General features: G+C 62.6%; 14 protein-coding genes and 1 pseudogene. 12 read left to right on the forward strand and 3 right to left on the reverse strand.

Translation table 11 applies throughout. From position 1 onward, the window contains the following. Window positions 1–25: 25 nt before the first annotated feature. The gene (locus tag CAF70_RS17635) at window positions 26–427 is read right to left on the reverse strand and encodes a lysozyme inhibitor LprI family protein (protein WP_085626176.1); all 402 of its coding nucleotides are present in this window, start codon (window positions 425–427) and stop codon (window positions 26–28) included. Between the two features lie 285 nt (window positions 428–712). On the opposite strand from CAF70_RS17635, the gene CAF70_RS17640 reads away from it, so the two are divergent. The 7 genes from CAF70_RS17640 to CAF70_RS17670 all read left to right on the forward strand — a co-directional run bounded on the left by CAF70_RS17640 (window position 713) and on the right by CAF70_RS17670 (window position 10018). Beyond that, window positions 713–1690, forward strand: coding sequence for a dipeptidase (locus CAF70_RS17640; RefSeq protein WP_085626177.1), 978 nt, complete (start codon window positions 713–715; stop codon window positions 1688–1690). Window positions 1691–1768: 78 nt separating this feature from the next. Further along, window positions 1769–2299, forward strand: a complete 531-nt coding sequence (locus CAF70_RS17645) for a DUF5943 domain-containing protein (RefSeq protein ID WP_046614486.1) — start codon at window positions 1769–1771, stop codon at window positions 2297–2299. Between the two features lie 15 nt (window positions 2300–2314). Then, a complete protein-coding gene (gene dgcA, locus CAF70_RS17650; RefSeq protein WP_025337383.1) occupies window positions 2315–4375 on the forward strand; it encodes a dimethylglycine demethylation protein DgcA in 2061 nt (686 codons plus the stop codon). A 173-nt stretch (window positions 4376–4548) separates the two neighbouring features. Continuing rightward, window positions 4549–6501 carry a dimethylglycine demethylation protein DgcB gene (gene dgcB, locus CAF70_RS17655; protein ID WP_085626178.1) on the forward strand — a complete coding sequence of 651 codons (1953 nt, stop codon included), beginning with the start codon at window positions 4549–4551 and terminating at the stop codon, window positions 6499–6501. After that, a complete protein-coding gene (locus CAF70_RS17660) occupies window positions 6501–7733 on the forward strand; it encodes an electron transfer flavoprotein subunit alpha/FixB family protein (protein ID WP_085626179.1) in 1233 nt (410 codons plus the stop codon). Before dgcB ends, CAF70_RS17660 begins: the two co-directional genes overlap by 1 nt. Before the next feature lie 10 nt (window positions 7734–7743). After that, window positions 7744–8514 (forward strand): electron transfer flavoprotein subunit beta, encoded by a 771-nt coding sequence (locus tag CAF70_RS17665; protein ID WP_003257512.1) that lies wholly within the window; start codon window positions 7744–7746, stop codon window positions 8512–8514. Window positions 8515–9193: 679 nt separating this feature from the next. Beyond that, the gene (locus tag CAF70_RS17670) at window positions 9194–10018 is read left to right on the forward strand and encodes an RHS repeat-associated core domain-containing protein (protein ID WP_085626180.1); all 825 of its coding nucleotides are present in this window, start codon (window positions 9194–9196) and stop codon (window positions 10016–10018) included. 13 nt (window positions 10019–10031) lie between these two features. Here the strand turns inward: CAF70_RS17670 and gbcA are convergent, their stop codons facing one another. Further along, complete coding sequence (gbcA, locus tag CAF70_RS17675; protein WP_085626181.1) at window positions 10032–11324, reverse strand: glycine-betaine demethylase subunit GbcA; 1293 nt, start codon at window positions 11322–11324, stop codon at window positions 10032–10034. Between the two features lie 294 nt (window positions 11325–11618). Here gbcA and gbcB point away from each other — a divergent pair, with 294 nt between their 5' ends. Continuing rightward, on the forward strand, window positions 11619–12719 hold the full coding sequence (gene gbcB / locus CAF70_RS17685) for a glycine-betaine demethylase subunit GbcB (protein WP_085626183.1): 1101 nt from the start codon (window positions 11619–11621) through the stop codon (window positions 12717–12719). A gap of 126 nt (window positions 12720–12845) precedes the next feature. Here the strand turns inward: gbcB and CAF70_RS17690 are convergent, their stop codons facing one another. Beyond that, window positions 12846–14471, reverse strand: coding sequence for a methyl-accepting chemotaxis protein (locus tag CAF70_RS17690; protein ID WP_085626184.1), 1626 nt, complete (start codon window positions 14469–14471; stop codon window positions 12846–12848). Between the two features lie 275 nt (window positions 14472–14746). Between CAF70_RS17690 and CAF70_RS17695 the strand changes: the two genes are divergently transcribed. The 4 genes and pseudogenes from CAF70_RS17695 to CAF70_RS28205 all read left to right on the forward strand — a co-directional run bounded on the left by CAF70_RS17695 (window position 14747) and on the right by CAF70_RS28205 (window position 17393). Next, window positions 14747–14977, forward strand: a complete 231-nt coding sequence (locus CAF70_RS17695; protein WP_085626185.1) for a hypothetical protein — start codon at window positions 14747–14749, stop codon at window positions 14975–14977. Continuing rightward, the gene (locus CAF70_RS17700) at window positions 14974–15276 is read left to right on the forward strand and encodes a cell division protein ZapA (protein WP_003257516.1); all 303 of its coding nucleotides are present in this window, start codon (window positions 14974–14976) and stop codon (window positions 15274–15276) included. Before CAF70_RS17695 ends, CAF70_RS17700 begins: the two co-directional genes overlap by 4 nt. Before the next feature lie 224 nt (window positions 15277–15500). Further along, window positions 15501–16529, forward strand: a pseudogene (locus tag CAF70_RS28200) (cache domain-containing protein); the annotation flags it as partial. A gap of 135 nt (window positions 16530–16664) precedes the next feature. Then, entirely contained in the window at window positions 16665–17393 is a 729-nt protein-coding gene (locus tag CAF70_RS28205; RefSeq protein ID WP_371915958.1) for a methyl-accepting chemotaxis protein, read from the forward strand. The last annotated feature ends 94 nt before the right edge of the window (window positions 17394–17487 follow it).

Here is a 17487-nt window from a genome sequence, read left to right on the forward strand (position 1 = left end):
TGCCCGCGAAGAGGCCGGTACAGGCTTACTGCTGGCCGATGGACTGCAGGTACTCCGAGCGGTCATCACTGCGCTGCGCCACACAGGTATCCCAGGCCGCCTGGAACGCTTTGCTGCCGGGCTTCTCGGCAAAGGTCTCGACGTTGCAATCGGCATCGCGCAGCTGCACCCACAGCTTCTCGGCTGCCTCCATGCGCCCGACCAGCGCGGTAGCCTTGTCGCCTTCATCGGCATACTGGTCGCGAATGCGCTGGAGCAGGTCGTCATACGCCGCTTTCAGCTCGCGCTCGGCGGTCTGCTTGTTGAAAGCCGCGCAGGCGTAGGTCTGCTGATCGGTGTCGACATTGTCGCACGGGGTGCTTTCTTCCTCGCCGGCCTGGGCGCCCGATACGACAGCCAGCAGTACCAGCCATGCCATTGATTTCATCCATTTTCTCCTCAACAGGCTGACGAATCGCAGGGATTCTCGCTCAGCCGAAGGCAAGGCGGTAGCTCCCTGACGAAATGTTCATAAAGCCGCCGGAAACGTCGTTATCGAGACTGTGTCTCATCGCCAGACACCGTGCCAGAAGGCCTGTTGTCGCGCATTGACGCTTTCGGCAAACCCCCTGTCGTTTTTGCATCGGGGCGCCTTTGGGCACAGGCATATGCTGGCCCTAAAGCGCCGGCACAAGGTTTGGCGCAAACCCATTCAATAAAAGGGGACAGCCTGATGAGCCCAGCCGAACTTCACGCCGACAGCATCGTCATCGACGGCCTGATCATTGCCAAATGGAACCGCGAGCTGTTCGAGGACATGCGCAAAGGCGGGCTGACTGCGGCCAACTGCACGGTGTCGGTCTGGGAAGGCTTCAAGGCTACCGTCGACAACATCGCTGCCAGCCAGAAGCTGATCCGCGACAACAGCGACCTGGTGATGCCGGTGCGCACCACCGCCGATATCCGCAAGGCCAAGGAGCTGGGCAAGACCGGCATCCTGTTCGGCTTCCAGAACGCCCACGCCTTCGAAGACCAGATCGCCTACGTCGACGTGTTCAAGCAGCTGGGCGTGGGCATCGTGCAAATGTGCTACAACACCCAGAACCTGGTCGGCACCGGTTGCTACGAGCGTGACGGCGGCCTTTCGGGCTTTGGCCGCGAGATCGTGGCGGAAATGAACCGCGTCGGCATCATGTGCGACCTGTCCCACGTCGGCTCCAAGACCTCCGAAGAAGTCATCCTCGAATCGAAAAAACCGGTGTGCTATTCGCACTGCCTGCCATCGGGCCTGAAAGAGCACCCGCGCAACAAGTCGGACGAAGAGCTGAAGTTCATCGCCGACCACGGCGGCTTTGTCGGCGTGACCATGTTCGCGCCGTTCCTGGCCAAGGGCATCGACTCGACCATCGACGACTACGCCGAGGCCATCGAGTACACCATGAACATCGTCGGTGAAGACGCTATCGGTATCGGTACCGACTTCACCCAAGGTCACGGCCAGGAATTCTTCGAGTACCTGACCCACGACAAGGGCTACGCCCGTCGCCTGACCAACTTCGGCAAGATCATCAACCCGCTGGGCATCCGTACCGTGGGCGAATTCCCCAACCTCACCGAAACCTTGCTCAAGCGCGGCCACTCCGAGCGCGTGGTGCGCAAGATCATGGGCGAGAACTGGGTCAACGTCCTCAAGGACGTGTGGGGCGAATAAGCCGCTCTCCAAGCCTGAAAGCCCCTGCCAGCAACGCCGGGGCATCCTAAACAAAAAATTTTATGGAGTTGAGTTTCCATGGCCAAGATCGCCCCGCAATTGCCAATCGAAGTCGACAGCGAGACCGGTGTCTGGACCAGCGACGCCTTGCCGATGCTGTATGTGCCGCGCCATTTCTTCGTCAACAACCACATGGGCATCGAAGAAGTCCTGGGCGCTGACAAGTACGCCGAGATCCTCTACAAGGCCGGCTACAAGTCCGCCTGGCACTGGTGTGAAAAAGAAGCCGAGTGCCACGGCCTGGAAGGCGTGGCGGTGTTCGAGCACTACATGAAGCGCCTGAGCCAGCGCGGCTGGGGCCTGTTCGAGATCCAGGACATCGACCTGGACAAAGGCACCTGCAGCGTCAAGCTCAAGCACTCCGCATTCGTGTACGTCTATGGCAAGTGCGGCCGCAAGGTCGACTACATGTTCACCGGTTGGTTCGCCGGCGCCATGGACCAGATTCTCGCTGCCCGCGGCAGCTCGATTCGCACCGTGGCCGAACAGGTCTATGGCGGGTCTGAAGAAGGCCACGAAGATGGCCTGTTCGTCGTCAAGCCGTTGTAAGCCGGAGATAGCGTCATGGCATTCGAAGCAATGTTCCAGCCGATCCAGATCGGCAAGCTGACCATCCGTAACCGTGTGCTCAGCACCGCGCACGCCGAGGTCTACGCCACTGACGGCGGCATGACGACCGACCGCTACGTGAAGTACTACGAAGAAAAGGCCAAGGGCGGTATCGGCCTGGCGATCTGCGGCGGCTCGTCGGTGGTGGCCATCGACAGCCCGCAAGAGTGGTGGGCATCGGTCAACCTGTCGACCGACCGCATCATCCCGCACTTCCAGAACCTGGCCGACGCCATGCACAAGCATGGCGCCAAGATCATGATCCAGATTACCCACATGGGTCGTCGCTCGCGCTGGGACGGCTTCAACTGGCCAACCCTGATGTCGCCGTCGGGTATCCGTGAACCCGTGCACCGCGCCACCTGCAAGACCATCGAGGTGGAAGAGATCTGGCGCGTGATCGGCAACTACGCACAAGCTGCCCGCCGCGCCAAAGAAGGCGGCCTGGACGGCGTGGAATTGTCGGCCGTGCACCAGCACATGATCGACCAGTTCTGGAGCCCGCGGGTCAACAAGCGTACCGACGAATGGGGCGGCACCTTCGAAGGCCGCATGAAGTTCGGCCTGGAAGTGCTCAAGGCCGTGCGCGCCGAAGTCGGTGACGACTTCTGCGTGGGCATGCGCATTTGCGGTGACGAATTCCATCCGGACGGCCTCAGCCACGAGGACATGAAGCAGATCGCCGCGTACTACGACGCCACTGGCATGCTCGACTTCATCGGCGTGGTCGGCTCGGGTTGTGACACCCACAACACCCTGGCCAACGTCATCCCGAACATGAGCTACCCGCCGGAGCCGTTCCTGCACCTGGCGGCCGGCATCAAGGAAGTGGTCAAGGTACCAGTGCTGCACGCGCAGAACATCAAGGACCCGAACCAGGCCACGCGCATTCTGGAAGGCGGCTACGTGGACATGGTCGGCATGACCCGTGCGCACATGGCCGACCCGCACCTGATCGCCAAGATCAAGATGGGCCAGATCGACCAGATCAAGCAGTGTGTCGGTGCCAACTACTGCATCGACCGCCAGTACCAGGGTCTGGATGTGCTGTGCATCCAGAACGCCGCGACTTCCCGTGAATACATGGGCGTGCCGCACATCATCGAGAAGACCACCGGTGCCAAGCGCAAGGTGGTGGTGGTTGGCGCCGGCCCGGCCGGCATGGAAGCGGCTCGTGTGGCTGCCGAACGTGGCCATGACGTGACCCTGTTCGAGAAGAAGGAGCAGATCGGCGGGCAGATCACCATCGCCGCCAAGGCGCCGCAGCGTGACCAGATCGCCGGTATCACCCGCTGGTACCAGCTGGAGCTGGCGCGCCTGAAGGTCGACCTGCGCCTGGGCACTGCCGCCGACGTGGCCGCCATCCAGGACCTGCGCCCGGACATTATCGTGTTGGCCGTGGGTGGGCATTCCTTCCTGGAGCAGAACGAGCACTGGGGCGCCGCCGAAGGGCTGGTGGTCAGCAGCTGGGACGTGCTCGACGGCAAGGTGGCACCGGGCAAGAACGTGCTGGTGTACGACACCATTTGCGAGTTCACCGGTATGTCGGTGGCGGACTTCATTGCCGACAAGGGCAGCCAGGTCGAGATCGTCACCGACGATATCAAGCCGGGCGTGGCCATGGGTGGTACGACGTTCCCGACCTACTACCGCAGCATGTACCCGAAAGAAGTGATCATGACCGGCGACATGATGCTGGAAAAGGTCTACCGCGAAGGTGACAAGCTGGTGGCGGTGCTGGAGAACGAATACACCGGCGCCAAGGAAGAGCGCGTGGTCGACCAGGTGGTGGTAGAGAACGGCGTGCGTCCTGACGAGCAGCTGTACTACGCACTGAAGGAAGGTTCGCGCAACAAAGGCCAGATCGATGTGGAGGCGCTGTTCGCCATCAAGCCACAGCCGATCCTCAGCCAGCCGGGCGAAGGCTACCTGCTGTACCGCATCGGCGACTGCGTGGCCCAGCGCAACGTGCATGCGGCGATCTACGACGCCTTGCGCCTGTGCAAGGACTTCTGATCGCACTGTCGGCACACACCGGCCCCTGTGGGAGCGGGCGCGCCCGCGAAAGCGTCAGCATGAACAACAGAGTTGTCTGATCTGACGCATTCGCGGGCACGCCCGCTCCCACAGGGCCGGTGCAGGATTCCAGGGGCCTGAACCCCTTGCAACCGCTGTTGTGGGAGCCTCCCATGTTGAACACCCTTCTACCCATCCTGCTGTTCGCTGCCCTTGGCCTGGCGGTGCTCGGCGCGCTGCGCCGTGTGCGCATGTGGCGCCGTGGCCGGCCGTCCAAGGTCAACCTGATCGGCGGCCTGTTGGCCATGCCGCGCCGCTACCTGGTGGACCTGCACCATGTGGTCGAGCGCGACAAGTACATGTCCAAGACCCACGTGGCCACTGCGGGCGGCTTCGTGCTGTCGGCGGCCCTGGCGATCCTGGTGCATGGTTTTGGTCTGCAGAGCAAGATCCTCGGCTATGCGCTGCTGGTGGCCACGGTGATCATGTTCACGGGCGCCATCTTCGTCTTCAAACGCCGCCTCAACCCGCCTTCGCGCCTGTCCAAGGGCCCATGGATGCGCCTGCCGAAGAGCCTGCTGGCGTTTGCCGCGAGCTTCTTCATCGCCACCTTGCCGGTCGCCGGCATTTTGCCGGCCAACACCGGTGGCTGGGTGATGGTCGGCATTCTCGGCCTGGGCGTGCTGTGGGGCGTGTCGGAGCTGTTCTTCGGCATGACCTGGGGCGGCCCGATGAAACACGCCTTTGCCGGTGCCTTGCACCTGGCCTGGCATCGCCGCGCCGAACGCTTCGGCGGCGGCCGCTCCACCGGCCTCAAGCCGCTGGACCTGGAAGACCCGAATGCGCCGCTGGGCGTGGAAAAGCCGGCGGACTTCACCTGGAACCAGCTGCTGGGCTTCGATGCCTGCGTGCAGTGCGGTAAATGTGAAGCCATGTGCCCGGCCTTTGCCGCCGGCCAGCCGCTGAACCCGAAAAAGCTCATCCAGGACATGGTCATCGGCCTGGCCGGCGGCACCGACGCGCAGTTCGCCGGCAGCCCGTACCCGGGCAAACCGATCGGTGAGCACGGTGGCCACCCGCACCAGCCGATCGTCAACGGCCTGGTCGACGCCGAAACGCTGTGGTCGTGCACTACTTGCCGGGCCTGCGTCGAGGAATGCCCGATGATGATCGAGCACGTCGATGCCATCGTCGACATGCGCCGCCACCTCACCCTGGAAAAGGGCGCCACCCCGAACAAGGGCGCCGAGGTGCTGGACAACCTGATCGCCACCGACAACCCGGGCGGTTTCGCCCCCGGCGGGCGCATGAACTGGGCCGCCGACCTCAACCTGCAACTGCTGTCGGAGGTGAAAACCACCGAGGTGCTGTTCTGGGTCGGTGACGGTGCCTTCGACATGCGTAACCAGCGCACCCTGCGTTCGTTCGTCAAAGTGCTCAAGGCCTCGGGCGTGGACTTTGCCGTGCTCGGCCTGGAAGAACGCGACAGCGGCGACGTGGCACGCCGCCTGGGTGACGAAGCGACCTTCCAGCAATTGGCCAAACGCAATATCCAGACCCTGGCCAAGTACAAGTTCCAGCGCATCGTTACCTGCGACCCGCACAGCTTCCATGTGCTGAAGAACGAGTACGGCGCCCTGGGCGGCGACTATCAGGTACAGCATCACAGTACCTACATCGCCGAACTGATTGCGGCCAACAAGCTCAACCTTGGCCAGCACAAGGGCGGCAGCGTCACCTACCACGACCCGTGCTACCTGGGCCGTTACAACGGCGAGTACGAAGCCCCGCGTGCAGTGCTCAAAGCGCTGGGCATCGAGGTGCGCGAGATGGAGCGCTCGGGCTTCCGCTCCCGCTGCTGCGGCGGTGGCGGCGGTGCGCCGATCACCGACATCCCGGGCAAGCAGCGTATTCCGGACATGCGCATGGACGACATCCGCCAGACCGAAGCCGAGCTGGTGGCCGTGGGTTGCCCACAGTGCACCGCCATGCTCGAAGGCGTGGTCGAACCGCGCCCACAGATCAAGGACCTGGCCGAGCTGGTGGCTGACGTGCTGATCGAAGAGGACGCGCCTTCGGCCCCAAAGCCGCAAACGGCCAAACGTGAACCTGCGGAGGTGCATTGATGAGCGACATTATCCGCCGCGACCCACGCGCCGAGTGGATCGCCCGTAACCGTCTGCACCCGCTGCATGCAGCGATGCAGACGCAGCAGACCAGCTGGATGGGGCCCAACGGCCTCATCCGCAAGAACCCTCATGCGATCGCCGCAGGCTTCATCGGCCCGGCCGGCATCAAGCGCATCGACCGCAGCGGCGCCCAGCAGGGCACCGCGGTGGGCGGGCGGCGCACGGCGGCGGCCGAGGTCAAGCTGCCGCTGCACCAGGTACCGGCGCCGGCGTTCTACATTGCCGTGGTGCCGGACATGGTCGGCGGCCGCCTGAGCAGCCACGACCGCGACCTGCTCGGCCTGGCCCACAGCCTGGCCGGCAGCGACGGTGCGGTGCTGGCGGTGGTGTTTGGCGAACACAAGGAAAGCAACTTTTCCACAGCCGGGGTCGACCGCCTGCTGGTCATCGAAGGCGAGGCTTTCGAAGGTTATGCACCGGAGCAACTCGTTCAAGGCCTGCGGGCTGTGGATAACCAGTTCTCCCCGCGCCACTGGCTGCTGCCCGACAGCCGCACCGGTGGCGGCGAACTGGGCCGGCGCCTGGGCGCGGCACTGGGCGAGCGCCCGGCGACTCGGGTATGGCAGGTCAAGGAAGGCCAGTGCATCGGCCGCGCCGGCGCCGGCCAGCAAGACCTGCAGCGCGCCGTACCACGCCTGATCCTGGCGGCGGCCGAGTGCGCCGAGCCGGTCAGCGAAACCCGTCACGAAGCGTTGCCGGTGGAGTTGTCCACAAGCGTGGCGCGCAGCCTGTCGCGCATCGAAGACCTTGGCTCGGTGGCCGTCGACCCGGCCACCATTGCCATGGCCGAGGCAGAGTTCATCGTTTCGGGCGGCAACGGCGTCAAGGACTGGGACCTTTACCACAAGGCCACCGCGGCCCTCGGCGCCACCGAAGGCGCCTCGCGGGTGGCGGTGGACGACGGCTTCATGCCGCGCAACCGCCAGGTGGGTGCCACCGGTACCTGGGTTACCGCGCGGGTTTACGTGGCTGTGGGTATCTCGGGCGCTATCCAGCACCTGCAAGGCATCGGCGCCTGCGACAAGGTGGTGGCGATCAACATGGACCCGGGCTGCGACATGATAAAACGGGCCGACCTGTCGGTGATTGGCGACAGTTCGGCGATTCTGAAGGCACTGATCGAGGCTGTGGACAACTACCGCAGCGGCGGCCAGCGCGACGCGGCATAAGGGCACGAGCATGAGTACGAAAGTGATCAGCCTGGTTTCCATCGGTGCCCACCCAAGCTCTGGCCGCGCCCGCCGCGCCGAGCAGGATGCCCGCGCGGTGGAGCTGGGTTTGCAGCTGGCTGGGGATAACTTGCAGGTGGTGCATGCAGGCGACCCACGGGAAGAGGCGCTGCGCGCCTACCTGGGCATGGGCCTGGACCATCTGGACGTGCTGGAGCAGCCGGCCGGTGCCGATGTGCTGGGCGTGCTTGGGGACTACCTTCGCGATGCTGGCGCCCAGCTGGTGCTGACCGGCAGCCAGGCCGAGACTGGCGAAGGGTCGGGCATGTTGCCGTTCCTGCTGGCCGAAAAGCTCGGCTGGCCGCTGATTGTGGGGCTGGCTGAAGTGGAGTCGATCGACAACGGCACCGCCCAGGTGTTGCAGGCGTTGCCACGCGGTCAGCGGCGTCGGCTGAAGGTGCGCCTGCCGTTGCTGGCGACTGTGGACAACGCCGCGCCCAAGCCACGCCAGAGTGCTTTCGGGCCGGCGCGTCGGGGTGTGCTGGCGGCGCGCAACGTGGCCATCGTCGAAGACGAGCTGCTGGCTGAAGCCGAGCTGCAACCGGCCCGCCCACGGCCCAAGCGCTTGAAGGTGATCAAGGCCAAGAGCGGCGCCGACCGGATGAAGGCTGCAACGGCCAAGGCCAGTGGCGGCGGAGGCAAGGTGCTGAAGGACGTTTCGCCACAGGAGGGCGCCGAGGCCATCCTCAAGCTGCTGGTGGAAGAGGGCGTGCTGCGCTGAAGCCTTACGCCGTCCCCGTGTAGGAGCGGCCTTGTGTCGCGATGTGCTGCGCAGCAGCCCCGGCAATCTTGAGTCGTAGTGGAGATGCTGGGGGCCGCGTTGCGGCCCATCGCGACACAAGGCCGCTCCTGCATTCAATGTTCAGCATCGCCCTGATGTTTTTGCCCACCAAATCTGTTCGCCAAGGTGTGGATAAAGTGTTGGCGCATGGCTGCAGGCCTTGTATGACGGTGGCTTCAAGGTTTTGATCAAAAAACGACCAGTCATTATCCCGACCCGCGCATGCGCGCGCTCAAGCCTCTTCCCGATTTTGCCCACAATCACTGTTAGCCGGTCTGTGGATAATCTGTTTGGCGTCTTCTAGGAGTCACGTATTCAAAGGCTTCGGCAGGTTTGATCAAAAAGTGATCAATCTCGTCTTGATCCTGCTCAATCCTTGATAATCAGGGCCTTGAGTCGCTTATCCACAACCTGACTGAAAAAAATTCGTCGGTTGCTCACAAACTCTGTTGGTGTCTCTGTGGACAAGGTGTACGAACTCCGCTGTAGCCCAGGAATGACGCCGCTTTGGCCGTTATGATCAAATAATGATCAATGTACGGCCTGGTATTTTTGCCAGTATCAAATCTTGCAGGCTCTCGATAGCGTATCCACGAAAGCGCCATATTGTGGATAAATCATGGCTAGACGTTTGTTGGGGACTTATCGGCAGCATTCGGTTTTGAGCAGCATTCCTTTTCAAGTGAATGCTTATTCACCCTATGGCGTCATGGCAGCTGCTGCTGTGCCTGGGCTGGCGTTCTGTGGTCAGTATCGTGATCCGCTGACGGGTGGCTACCCGTTGGGAAATGGCCGACGCTTTTACAGCCCAACCCTGATGCGATTCATGGCATTTGACTCCCTGAGTCCGTTCTCGAAGGGAGGTATCAACGGGTACGTCTACTGTGGCGCTGACCCGGTGAACCGCCATGATCCAAGTGGTGCCGCTTGGCTGAATGTTCTGCTCAGAGTCGTCGGCCTGGCGTCCAGTAGCGCCACCTTGTTTGGTGCAATTGTTCGCACCATGAGGAATATCGTGGGGCGTAGGGTTGCTATCCGGGAAAGTACCCATAACAACACGCCTTTTGTGCATCAAGACCTGGCCCCTGAGTTGAGGGTAGCCAATCAGCAGTTCGCCATGACGGGCGCTTTCGGTGTAGCCGGGCAAGTAACTGCTGCTGCATACGGCGTTAACCCGACCATGCAAACACTCACGGATGTGTTTGCGGCAGGTAATACGGTCGCCAACCTGAGCGGTGGTTTGATAGGGAGTTCTGCAGCAGGGCGAGAAGCGTTCGGATACTTGCGAGATCAGCCACGTGAAATTGTGTCAGTGGCCTCGGAAACAATTGTGGACCTTACAATGGTGGACGAAATGTTGTCCGCAGTAGGCAGGGGGGTCCAGGGAGCAGCACGGCGGATAAGGTCGACCCGCCCTGCTGCACCTCACGTTTTGCAGGTATAGCCCCGCAGTACGCTTACTGCGCCTGCACTTCTTTCAGGTAAGGCGCCGGCTCCGCCCCCAGGTTGTTCAGCAGACGCTGGCTGTACCAGTCAATGAAGTTGACCACGCCAAACTCGTAGGTCTTCGAGTACGGCCCTGGCTGGTAAGCGGTGGAGTTGATACCACGCTGGTTCTCTTCGGCCAGGCGACGGTCCTGGTCGTTGGTCGCGTCCCATACCTTGCGCATGTTCTCAGGGTTATAGTCCACGCCTTCCACGGCATCCTTGTGCACCAGCCACTTGGTGGTGACCATGGTTTCCTGGGCGCTGATCGGCCATACGGTGAACACGATCATGTGGTCGCCCATGCAGTGGTTCCACGAGTGCGGCAGGTGCAGGATGCGCATCGAGCCCAGGTCCGGGTTCTTGATGCGGCCCATCAGCTTCTGGCAGGCCTGCTTGCCGTCCATGGTCATCGACACGGTGCCCTTGAGCAGCGGCATGCGCACGATGCGGTTACGCAGGCCATGGCTCTTGTGCAGGTACGGGATTTTCTCGGCTTCCCAGGCGGCAGCGGAGGCGGCCACGTGGTCCTTGAATTCCTGGCTGGCGCGTGGGTCGTTGGTGTCGTCCCACTCCAGCAGGGTTTGCAGCAGCTCCGGGTGCGAACCGTTGCAGTGGTAGCACTCGCGGTTGTTTTCCAGCACCAGCTTCCAGTTGGCCTTTTCCATCAAGGTGGTCTGTACCGCCACCTTGGTGTTTTCCATGTCGTACGGTTCCATGTAATGGTCCAGGGTGGCCAGGAACTCGTCGATGGCGGGCGGGTTTTCCGCCAGGCTGATGAAGATGTAGCCACCGGCGACCTTCACGTTCACCGGCTTCAGGCCGTACTGGTTCATGTCGAAGTCGGCACCCATTTCGGTGCCGGCGAACAGCAGGCGACCGTCCAGCTCGTAGGTCCACTGGTGGTAAGGGCAGACCAGCTTGGCCACCTTGCCCTTCTCGCTGACGCACAGGCGCGAGCCACGGTGGCGGCAGACGTTATGGAAGGCATGCACCTTACCTTCGGCGCCACGCACCACGATGATCGGGTTCTTGCCGATTTGCAGGGTGATGTAGTTGCCCTTGGCCGGGATCTCGCAAGTCATGCCGGCGATCAGCCACTCCTTATGGAAGATCTCCTGCATGTCGATCTGGAACAGACGCTCGTCGTTGTAGAAAGGCTGGGGCAGCGAGTAGGTGCGCTCGCGGGTCTGCAGCATCTCGGCGGTTGCCTTGCGTGCTGGTTCCAGTGGATCGCCCAGGCTCAGGGTTGCGGTGACGTCCATCGTGTATTCCTCGGGGCCGTGTGCGGCCGGCAAAAGGTGGCTAATCGTTGTTGTGGTGCCGCAAGGCTGCTCATCAAGAAACAGCTGGTTGTTTTGCCGTGGAGTGTGCGTCCGAAGGCGCCATGAACCGTATCCATGGGCGACATGGCCGATTTGAATTACGACGCGCCAGCCCTTGCAGCGCGGGGCTGGTCGCGATAAGCACGCCGATGTCGCTGGCAGGAATGTACGTCGTCTTCAGCTTGCGCATTATCCAAGCCATAAAAGGCCAATAGTCGGCTGCTGGAGATGAACATGTCCGATACCTTCCTCAATCCGGTCACCACCCAGACCTGGGCCAACGGCCGCCACATCGTGCGCTGCGTCAAGGTCATCCAGGAGACCTGGGACGTGCGCACGTTCTGCTTCATGGCCGACCAGCCGATCATGTTCTTCTTCAAGCCAGGGCAGTTCGTCACCCTGGAGCTGGAGATCGAAGGCAAGCCGGTAATGCGTTCCTACACCATCTCCAGCTCACCGTCGGTGCCCTACAGCTTTTCGATCACCGTCAAGCGTGTACCGGGTGGCCTGGTGTCCAACTTCCTTCACGACACCATGCACGAAGGCGCCGAGCTGCCGGTGCACGGCCCGGTGGGGTTGTTCAACGCCATCGACTTCCCTGCGCAGAAGGTGCTGTACCTCTCGGGCGGTGTCGGTATCACCCCGGTCATGTCGATGGCACGCTGGTTCTACGACACCAACGGCAATGTCGACATGGTCTTCGTGCACAGCGCCCGTTCGCCGAAGGACATCATCTACCACCGCGAGCTGGAGCAGATGGCCTCGCGCATCCCCAATTTCAGCCTGCACATCATTTGTGAAAAGCATGGCCTGGGTGAGCCGTGGGCGGGTTATCGCGGTTATCTCAACCAGCGTCTGATGGAGCTGATCGCGCCGGACTACATGGAGCGCACGGTGTTCTGCTGTGGCCCGACGCCGTACATGAGCGCGGTCAAGCGCATGCTCGAAGCGGTCGGCTTCGACATGAAGAACTACCACGAGGAATCGTTTGGTGCGACCCCGCCCGAGGCCAAGGCCGATGCGGTGGAGCACGCAGAGCAGGCTGCCGACGCGCCGGAACTGGACGCGGCCGACCTCAACCTGGTGGAGTTCATCGGCAGCGAGAAGAGCATCCGCATTGCCCCGGGCGAGACCGTGCATGCGGCGGCGGCGAAGGTTGGCCTGATGATCCCGAAAGCCTGCGGCATGGGTATTTGCGGTACCTGCAAGGTACTCAAACTGGGCGGTGAAGTAGAGATGGAGCACAACGGCGGCATTACCGAAGAGGACGAAGCCGAGGGCTACATCCTGTCGTGCTGCAGCGTGCCGAAAGGGGATGTACGGATCGATTACTGATCTGAAATTGCAGGGGGGCTGCTTTGCAGCCCATCGCCGGCAAGCCAGCTCCCACAGGTACTGTATAGCGCGGTCGGTGTGGGAGCTGGCTTGCCGGCGATGGGCCGCAAAGCGGCCCCTATGGTTTCAAGTACGGAATCGGGCCACCAGGCCATTGAGGTCCACCGCCAACCGCGACAACTCCGCACTCGCCGCACTGGTCTGATGCGCCCCGGTAGCACTCTGCACCGACAGATCATTGATGTTCACCAGGTTGCGGTCCACTTCCCGCGCCACCTGCGCCTGCTCTTCCGCAGCGCTGGCAATCACCAGGTTGCGTTCGTTGATCTGCGCCACCGCCCCGGCAATGGTATCCAGCGCCAAGCCCGCGCCACGGGCGATATTCAGGGTCGATTCGGCACGTTCGGTGCTGGTGCGCATCGACTCCACGGCCTCTCCGGTACCGCCCTGAATGCTGCCGATCATCCGCTCGATCTCGCTGGTCGACTGCTGGGTACGGTGGGCCAGCGCCCGCACTTCATCGGCGACCACGGCAAAACCACGGCCTGCCTCGCCGGCACGTGCCGCCTCGATCGCCGCGTTGAGTGCCAGCAGGTTGGTCTGGTCTGCCAGGCCACGGATCACGTCGAGCACCTTGCCGATATCACGCGACTGTTCGGCCAGGTGGGTGATCAGCTTGGCGGTGGCTTGTACGTCGCCGCTCATGCGCTCGATGGCGCCCACGGTCTCCATTACCAGGTCGCGGCCATCGCCAGCCGAACGGCTGGCTTCGCTGGAGGCTTCCGAGGTGCTGACTGCATTGCGCGCCACTTCCTCTACGGCGCTGGTCATCTCGGTCACCGCCGTGGCGGCCTGTTCGATTTCGTTGTTCTGCTGCTGCAGGCCACGGGCGCTTTCGTCGGTGACGGCGTTCAGCTCTTCGGCAGCCGAGGCCAGCTGGGTGGCGGAGCCGGCGATCTGCTGCAGGGTATCGCGCAGCTTGTCCTGCATGCGGGCCATGGCCCGCAGCAGGCGGGCGGCTTCGTCGCTGCCTTCGGCGCGGATGATGTGGGTCAGGTCGCCATCGGCAACTTGCTCGGCGCTCTTGAGGGCTTCTTCGATCGGCTTGACGATGCTGCGGGTCAGCAGGAAGGCACAGAGCAAGGTCAGCACGGTGGCGGTGACCAGCAGGCTGATGACCAGGGTAAAGGCGGTGCTGTACTGGCTGGCAGCTGTCTGGTTGGTGGCGCGGGTCTGCTCGGTGTTGATGCGCACCAAGGTCTCCATGATCTTGTTGATCTGCTCGGAGTTGGCCAGTAGGTCGCGGTTGAGCAGGTCGCGCAATTCGTCGATACGGCCGGCCTGGCTCAGGCTGCGCATGCGCGACTCAAGCTGGCGGTATTGGGTGAGTAGCTGGACGTATTGATCGTACGCGGCCTGTTCGTCGGCGGCGCTGATCAGCGGCAGGTATACCTGGCGGGCACGGTCGATCTCGAGGTTGCGCTGGTCCAGCAGGCTCAGGGTCTCCTGCTGGGTCTGCGCCTCGCGGTTCACCAGCAGGCGGTAGGAGAGGCTGCGCAGGCGCAGGTTCAGCGCATTGATCTCATCGAGAACCTTGATGCTGGGCACGCTGATCTGCTCGATGACCAGGCCGGCCTGGCGGATGTTGCCCATCTGCACCAGGGAGAAGATACCGAGGCCGAGCATCAGCAGGCCTATAAGGGCAAAGCCGAGCAGCGCGCGCGGGGCGATGTTCATGTTGCGTAGTGACATGGTATGGGCAGATCCAGGCTAGTGAGGGTGACGCAGTCAGTGCGACGGAATATGACTCTCCGGGATATCGGTCGGGCCGAGTCACGCTTGAGGGCGCCCGGCGAAAATTGTGCGGTTGCAGGCGTTTCCTGACCGGCGGTTGACCCAGGTCGGAACAAGGGTGTGGATCCTCTGTCAATCTGCGGGTTAGACACTTCGTGAATCCGATATTTAATGGCGATGGGCTGCACTTTTCTTTATCGTGTGCGCCCCTCGCAACAACCTGAGATAGACCCATGCTGGAATCCTCCCTGAATCAAATCGAGCAACTGGTCAACGACCTGCTGCAGAAGAACGCCCAACTCACCGAGCAGAACTCCGCCCTCGGCCAGGAACTGGCCCAGGCCAAGGAAGAGAACGAGACCCTGCAACTGTCGCTGATGGAGCAGGAAGAGAAGAACGGCAGCACCGCCGCGCGCCTGCAAGCCCTGGTCGAGCGCGCCAACGCCGGCGTCGTAGGCGCATGACACTGCGAGCACAGCCGATCAATGTTGTGTCGATCCTCGGCAACGACTATTCGATCAAGGCGCCTGAAGGCCAGGAAGCAACCCTGGCCCAGGCGGTGCAGATGCTCAACACTGCCCTGGCCCAGACCAAGCGTCAGTACCCGACCCTGATCGGCGACAAGCTGCTGGTGCTGGCCGCGCTGAACCTGTGTTCGCGGCAGATCGAATTGCAGGATGAGCACCGCAAGACACTGGAGCGTACCCAGGCGCAGATCGACGCCACGGTGGACGCCATCGTGCGGACCATTGCTGAACAATAAGGCCCTGCACTGGTCCCTGTGGGAGCGGGTTTACCCGCGAATACGTCAGTGGCTTCACCATCGCATTCGCGGGTGAACCCGCTCCCACAGGGGCGGCGGATTGCTTCAGAGTACTGGATTAACTGGATACGCAAGTGTATACACTTTTCGCAAAACAATAATTTGCGGGGAGTAGGGGCATGCGTATCTGGCGTAAGAGCATCCAGTGGCAGCTGATCACCAGCATGGGTGCCGCCTTGCTGGCGAGCATCCTGGTGGTGGTCATCATCTTCACGGTGGCGCTCAACCGCCTCACCGAACGCTACCTGGTCGATACTGCGCTACCCGCCAGCATCGAGGCCATTCGCAACGACATCGAGCGCATGCTAGGCCAGCCGCTGGTGGCAGCGGCTGACATTGCCGGCAACACCTTGCTGCGCGACTGGCTTGCCGCCGGTGAAGACCCTGCCCAGAGCGCACCATTCATCGAGTATCTGGCTGCCGCCAAGCAGCGCAACCAGGCCTTCACCACGCTGTTCGTATCGACCGAAACCGGCCATTACTACAGCGAGAATGGCCTGGACCGTACCCTCAGTCGCAGCAACCCCAAGGACAAATGGTTCTACGGCTACATCGACAGCGGTGCCGAGCGCCTGATCAACATCGACATTGACGGTGCCACGGGCGAGCTGGCGCTGTTCATCGACTACCGTGTGGAAAAGAATGGCCAACTGGTCGGCGTGGCCGGCATGGGCCTGCGCATGACCGAGCTGTCGAAGCTGATCCATGACTTCAAATTCGGCGAGCACGGCAAGGTGTTTCTGGTGCGTAACGATGGCCTGATCCAGGTTCATCCGGACGCTGCCTTCAGCGGTAAACGCCAGCTCACCGAACAGCTGGGCGCGGATGCTGCCAAGGCGCTGATGACCGGCGGCGAAGGCCTGCGCAGCAGCCGCTTCAGCCGTGACGGCGGAAGCTACCTGGCTCTCGGCCTGCCCCTGCGCGATCTCAATTGGACCCTGGTGGCCGAGGTGCCGGAGGAGGAAATCTACGCACCAATGCAACAGGCGGTATGGCTGACCAGCCTGATCGGTGGTGCCGTGGCCCTGGTGTCGCTGCTGCTGGTGGTGCTGCTGGCGCGTGGCCTGGTGCGGCCGATTCGCCGCGTCACAGCGGCGCTGGTGCAGATTGGCAGCGGCGCGGGTGACCTCAGCCACCGGCTGGACGATTCACGCCAGGACGAACTGGGCGACCTGGCGCGTGGTTTCAACCGCTTCCTCGACAGCCAGCGCCGGTTGATCGGCGAGGTACTGCACACTTCCGAGCGGCTGCACCTGGCGGTCGAGCAGGTGACACAGGTGGTGGACAACACCGCCGAGCGTTCCGGGCGCCAGCAGGAAATGACCGAAATGGTCGCTACCGCCGTGCACGAAATGGGGTTGACCGTGCAGGACATTGCCCGCAACGCCGGCAATGCGGCGCAGGCCTCGCAATCGGCGCGGGATGAGGCATTGCAGGCGCGTGAGGTGGTGCAGCGTTCGATCCGGGGTATCGAGGGTATGTCGGGTGATATCGGCAAGGCGGCCGAAGCGGTCAGCCAGTTGGCCGATGAAGTAGCCTCGATCGATGAAGTCTTGGCGGTGATTCGTAGTATTTCCGAGCAGACCAACCTGCTGGCGCTGAATGCCGCCATCGAGGCGGCCAGGGCTGGGGAAATGGGGCGTGGGTTTGCCGTGGTGGCCGATGAGGTGCGTACCTTGGCACGGCGCACGCAGCTGTCCACCGACGAAGTGCAGCAGATGATCCAGCGCCTGAAACAGGGCGCGGGTTCGGCGGTGAGTTCGATGCAGGCGGGGCAGCAAGCGACGGGTAGCGGGGTGGCGTCGAGCCAGCGCACCGGGGCGTCATTGGGGGCGATCACTGACCAGGTGGAGCACATCAGCGACATGAACCATCAAGTGGCTACTGCGACCGAAGAGCAGTCGGCGGTGACCGAAGAGATCAATCGTACGGTGCAGGGGATTTCTGACCTGGCGCGGGAGACCGCGGCGGAGGTGCAGGGTTGTCGCGAAGAGTGCCAGGCGCTGCGTGGCTTGGCGGATGACCTGGCGCGGCAGATGGGTGGTTTCAGGCTTTAGATCAGTGTTGGTTTCTTCGCGGGCTTGCCCGCTCCCACAGGTACTGCGCAGCGCTCGACGGCTACGATATTCCTGTGGGAGCGGGCATGCCCGC

This window comes from Pseudomonas sp. B19(2017) (genome assembly GCF_002113165.1).
Lineage (GTDB): Bacteria > Pseudomonadota > Gammaproteobacteria > Pseudomonadales > Pseudomonadaceae > Aquipseudomonas.

Bases quoted from the DNA above. Each gene is read 5' to 3' on its own strand.
- CAF70_RS17700 (WP_003257516.1), top strand. From the start codon at position 14,974: ATGACACTGCGAGCACAGCCGATCAATGTTGTGTCGATCCTCGGCAAC.
- CAF70_RS17640 (WP_085626177.1), top strand. From the start codon at position 713: ATGAGCCCAGCCGAACTTCACGCCGACAGCATCGTCATCGACGGCCTG.
- CAF70_RS17645 (WP_046614486.1), top strand. From the start codon at position 1,769: ATGGCCAAGATCGCCCCGCAATTGCCAATCGAAGTCGACAGCGAGACC.
- CAF70_RS17670 (WP_085626180.1), top strand. From the start codon at position 9,194: ATGGCTAGACGTTTGTTGGGGACTTATCGGCAGCATTCGGTTTTGAGC.
- CAF70_RS17660 (WP_085626179.1), top strand. From the start codon at position 6,501: ATGAGCGACATTATCCGCCGCGACCCACGCGCCGAGTGGATCGCCCGT.
- CAF70_RS17695 (WP_085626185.1), top strand. From the start codon at position 14,747: ATGCTGGAATCCTCCCTGAATCAAATCGAGCAACTGGTCAACGACCTG.
- dgcB (WP_085626178.1), top strand. From the start codon at position 4,549: ATGTTGAACACCCTTCTACCCATCCTGCTGTTCGCTGCCCTTGGCCTG.
- dgcA (WP_025337383.1), top strand. From the start codon at position 2,315: ATGGCATTCGAAGCAATGTTCCAGCCGATCCAGATCGGCAAGCTGACC.
- gbcB (WP_085626183.1), top strand. From the start codon at position 11,619: ATGTCCGATACCTTCCTCAATCCGGTCACCACCCAGACCTGGGCCAAC.
- gbcA (WP_085626181.1), bottom strand. From the start codon at position 11,324: ATGGACGTCACCGCAACCCTGAGCCTGGGCGATCCACTGGAACCAGCA.
- CAF70_RS28205 (WP_371915958.1), top strand. From the start codon at position 16,665: ATGGTCGCTACCGCCGTGCACGAAATGGGGTTGACCGTGCAGGACATT.
- CAF70_RS17635 (WP_085626176.1), bottom strand. From the start codon at position 427: ATGAAATCAATGGCATGGCTGGTACTGCTGGCTGTCGTATCGGGCGCC.
- CAF70_RS17665 (WP_003257512.1), top strand. From the start codon at position 7,744: ATGAGTACGAAAGTGATCAGCCTGGTTTCCATCGGTGCCCACCCAAGC.
- CAF70_RS17690 (WP_085626184.1), bottom strand. From the start codon at position 14,471: ATGTCACTACGCAACATGAACATCGCCCCGCGCGCGCTGCTCGGCTTT.